This is a genomic window from Pseudofulvimonas gallinarii, assembly GCF_004343305.1.
Lineage (GTDB): Bacteria > Pseudomonadota > Gammaproteobacteria > Xanthomonadales > UBA2363 > Pseudofulvimonas > Pseudofulvimonas gallinarii.
In genome coordinates this window covers 1-4011 of sequence record NZ_SMAF01000049.1, presented here as the reverse complement: position 1 = coordinate 4011, position 4011 = coordinate 1, and the positions used below count along the sequence as shown (strand labels likewise).

Here is a 4011-nt window from a genome sequence, read left to right as displayed (position 1 = left end):
GGCGATGGCCTTGTCGTCAGCGGTGGGCTTGCTGATCTTCTTCAGCTCTTCGACGGCGGCGGTGACCGCCTTGTCGATGCCGCGCTTCAGGTCCATCGGGTTCATGCCGGCGGCGACGGCCTTCAGGCCTTCGCGGACCAGCGCCTGCGCCAGCACGGTGGCGGTGGTGGTGCCGTCACCGGCGACGTCGGAGGTCTTGGAAGCGACTTCCTTGACCATCTGCGCGCCCATGTTCTCGAACTTGTCCTTCAGTTCGATTTCCTTGGCGACGGAGACGCCGTCCTTGGTGATGGTCGGGGCGCCGAAGCGTTGCCCGTCCACCAAGCATATCCGCTGACACTGCTTCATATGTCAAGCAGACCTCGTGCCATGTCCTCGCGGCACAGGCGCTGCCTGAGTGCGAGGAAGTACCCCATGGTCATCATGGTCACCGCCAACGGCGTCAACCACCATCCCCATCCCGCCTGTACCAGCCGATAATCGGCGATGAGGATGACGAGCTGCCGCCACAGCAGCAGGCCGAGTACCGTCCCGACCAGCCAGCCGATCGCACCCCAGCCGCCGAACGCAAGGCTCGCCCGCCACGCAAGACCGGTGGGCGTTGCCCCGAGGCAGGCTCGGATCGCGTTATCGCGACGAGTCTGCACGAAGTATTCGCGCGCGGTGTACACCATCACCATCGCCAGCAAGGCGATCGCTGCCAGCGCCGTCAACACGGACAGATAGGTGGTGGCGCGCACAGCTTGAGTCTTTTCGTGCACGTAATCAGTTACTCGATATGGAGCGGAAACGATAAATCGATCGGCGAAGCGCTCAAGTGCCGCCTGTAGGGCCTGCAACGAACCGGCACCCGGATGCCTGCGCCACACTAATTGAACGCGATCGTGTATGCCGGCCCGCAATGACCGGAACACCGCCGGCCGGCCACGCTCGTCACGCAACGAGAATCTGATCCCGCTTACCTCGCCGACCACGCTGGTACCCAGCGGGAGGAACAATCGCTGCATGGCGGCATCCAAGCCCTGAACCAGGACGGCATTGGCATCGCGGGTATCGGCGACATCGCTGCCGCTGGTAACATTGGCGCCGAGCATCCGCAGGACGCCCTCGGTCAAACCCACGTTCACCAGTAGATGCTCGTCGCCGCCGAGCACCTCGGCGCTACTGTCGTAGGCCCAAGGCGCGGGATGGATGAACCCCGCGTCGACCACGCCCTCGACGGCAAGCACCGCCTGCCGCACCTGATCGAGCGCCTGCCACCATTGCGCCTGATCGTGTGAGTCGAACGACACCATGCGCAGCTCGGCAGCGTAGAGGCCATCCATGCGATACCCGGGCGATAACGCGCCCTGGCGGACGAATTCGTGCAATAGGAACAGAGTCGGGATCGTCGTGGCGGCACCCAGCAACGCGGCCACCGCCACCATCAACCGGACTGGCCGCGTGGTGCGCGACACCCGTGCCCCGGCCATCTGTGCCGATGCGGGTCCGTTCCACATCGAGACCGCGCGCGTCAGCGTGGCGACGGCGACCAGAAGGACAGCCAGCGCTGCCGCCGTCATCGTTGCCCGCCACAGTAGTCCCAATGACACCGTGCGCGCCGCAACCCAATCTCCAAGCAACGGCAGCGTCAGCACCGTCACCACGGCCGCGGTTGCCGCCACCAGGCCAATATCGCGCGCCAGAGTCGACAACAGCCGCCGCACTCGATGCCGATGGGCTTCGCCCAGCAGGCGGCGAATACGATCGCTGTCTGGCGTCGCGACTGCACGGTTCAGACCCGATATCACCGCGAATCCGATCGCCAGCAGCCACAGGATCAAGCTGATTCCGGTCAGCCAGCCGGCACGTCGATCCAGCGCCTGGTCGCGATGGTCACGCAGCGTCGTGACGTTCCACTCCACCACGAAGTCGCTGGTGGGGTCACCGAGCGATGCCAGCGCGGCCTGCACAGCGCCTACGTCGAGCGAGCGTGGTTGCAGGATGAGAAGCTGCTGCGCCGATGCCGGTTTCAGCGGCGATGCCGGTTGCAAACAAGCGAAGGCATCCACCTCCATGATACTGGCGAATGCGCTCAGGAATGGCTCGTTGACGGCCGGGCCGACGTGGAACAGATGACCGTCTAGATGGATACGATCACCCGGCTGCAAGCCTAGCGAGGTCGCCAATGCGGCACCGGGAAACACAGTTTCGGTATCGCAGGACAGCGATCCACGGTCTACCGAGGCGGACAACAGGCGGAGCAGGCGGTGATCACCTATTGCCAGCCGCAATGCCTTCGGGCTGGCGTCCGGACGTGACAGCACCAGCGCCGCCGGTGACATCGCGATGGCGCTCGCCTGCGCTGGTAGCGCGCTCTCGACCATCTGCAGTCGTGCCGGCGAGATGGCTGCACGCAAGGTCGGGCCGTCCTCCATGCGCGCGACTAAGTCGGCGACCAGCACTTGTCGGTGCTCGCCGATATCGAGCACAGGCGGCGCCAGCAGGGCACGCAGGGCGTCTGCCGAGGCCAGCACGGCGCACAGCAACGCGAGCACCAGCCACACAGCCGACAGCCGCGCCTGCATCACCGGCCCGGCCGAGCCGCGACGAACCCGATCCACCACACCGGGTGGCGCTCGATCAGGATTTCCATTCCAACACTATCACCACCGCGTCGTTGGGCAACGCGGCGCTAATCGCTGGCAGATACTCGGCCTTCGCCTGCGAACATGAGGTGCACAAGGTGTCGCTGCCGTACCAGATGAGGACAGGCCGATCTCGCGTCGCAGCCTCATTGACCGTAACACCTTCCGCTTCGAGGCGCTTGCGGAGCGCAGGCCAGCGCGGTTCGCTGCACACTGCGGCGGGCCCGCTGGCCTCCAGTACAGACGGCAGGGCGGAAAGGGCGGCGTCGAGCTCAGGGCCGAAGTGATGCCAAGCCACGCAGCCCGATCGATCAAGCACCAATACGGCCGGCATCTGCAGGCGCTGCTGCGGAAACAGCTCGAGGATGAAGCCGGCGCCGGCTTCGCCACGCAGCTGCGGCGGCTCACCAGTGATCGCAGGGCCACTCGTGATCGCCAGAACGATGAACCCGAATAGATGAGTCAACGCCGCCAACGGTTTCATTTCGGCTGAACAACCCAGCAGTCGCCGTCCTTACAGCACAACGTGCCATTGCCCGGCATATTTGGTGGATAACATGTGGTCGGCCCGGCGAATGCCGGGGCACACAGGGACAATAGACAGGCCAATACAACAACGCGAGATTTCATGAGACACTCCTGAAATTTGAGTGGGATCAACTTCGAATTGCCGCATCGACGGCCTGCGGCGTCGACACTATGCGCAGAATCCCTATCACTGTCAATGGACATTTGCCGGCAGTGTCGAATGTGCACACAGCGCAAGCGGGACCGCGCACCGTTCACGACAGGAATTGGATCCCCGTCAACAATCGATAGTGACCTCACTCACTGTTCGTCGTGATCAGGGAAGGCTGGCGATTGGCGCGCCCGCCCGATCAGCCGTGCCGTCCGACACCTCGGCGCATCACAGCGACCCCGACAAGAGCGTGCGCAGCAAGCTACGCACCTAAAAAAGCAAAGCGAAGAGCGCCGCAGCCACAGCGTCACCGTCCCCACGCCCTGTAGGCGGGTAGCTTGCTGCCTGCCCGCTGCGGCCGCAAGGCCGCTGTTAAAGCTGCCGCAATCCAACCAAAGAGCGTGCGCAGCAAGCTACGCACCTACAAGAACGAAACGCGGCACGCGAGAAGTCGCCGGGGCGAAGACGGATTCGAGACCGGCACAAGTCAATTGCGCTTGTGTTGCCCGAATGCACGAAGCCCGGCACATGGCCGGGCTTCGTGGTCAAACCTGGGAGACGCCTGAATCAGAAATCCATGCCGCCCATGCCACCACCGCCGTGGCCGTGACCGTGGTCGGCGGCCGCTTCCTTCTTCGGCAGCTCGGCGATCATCGCCTCGGTGGTGATCACCAGGCCGGCGATCGACGCGGCGTGCTGCAGCGC

At 64.4% G+C, this 4011-nt stretch carries 2 protein-coding genes and 1 pseudogene; all 3 read right to left on the bottom strand.

What is annotated here, in order from left to right; genetic code table 11:
* A pseudogene (locus tag EDC25_RS14485) lies at positions 1-306 on the bottom strand (TCP-1/cpn60 chaperonin family protein); the annotation flags it as partial.
* A 38-nt stretch (positions 307-344) separates the two neighbouring features.
* Positions 345-2567, bottom strand: coding sequence for a hypothetical protein (locus EDC25_RS14480; RefSeq protein ID WP_123522934.1), 2223 nt, complete (start codon positions 2565-2567; stop codon positions 345-347).
* A 55-nt stretch (positions 2568-2622) separates the two neighbouring features.
* Positions 2623-3111, bottom strand: coding sequence for a hypothetical protein (locus EDC25_RS14475; RefSeq protein WP_123522933.1), 489 nt, complete (start codon positions 3109-3111; stop codon positions 2623-2625).
* Positions 3112-4011 lie beyond the last annotated feature (900 nt).

Bases quoted from the DNA above. Each gene is read 5' to 3' on its own strand.
- EDC25_RS14480 (WP_123522934.1), bottom strand. From the start codon at position 2,567: ATGCAGGCGCGGCTGTCGGCTGTGTGGCTGGTGCTCGCGTTGCTGTGC.
- EDC25_RS14475 (WP_123522933.1), bottom strand. From the start codon at position 3,111: ATGAAACCGTTGGCGGCGTTGACTCATCTATTCGGGTTCATCGTTCTG.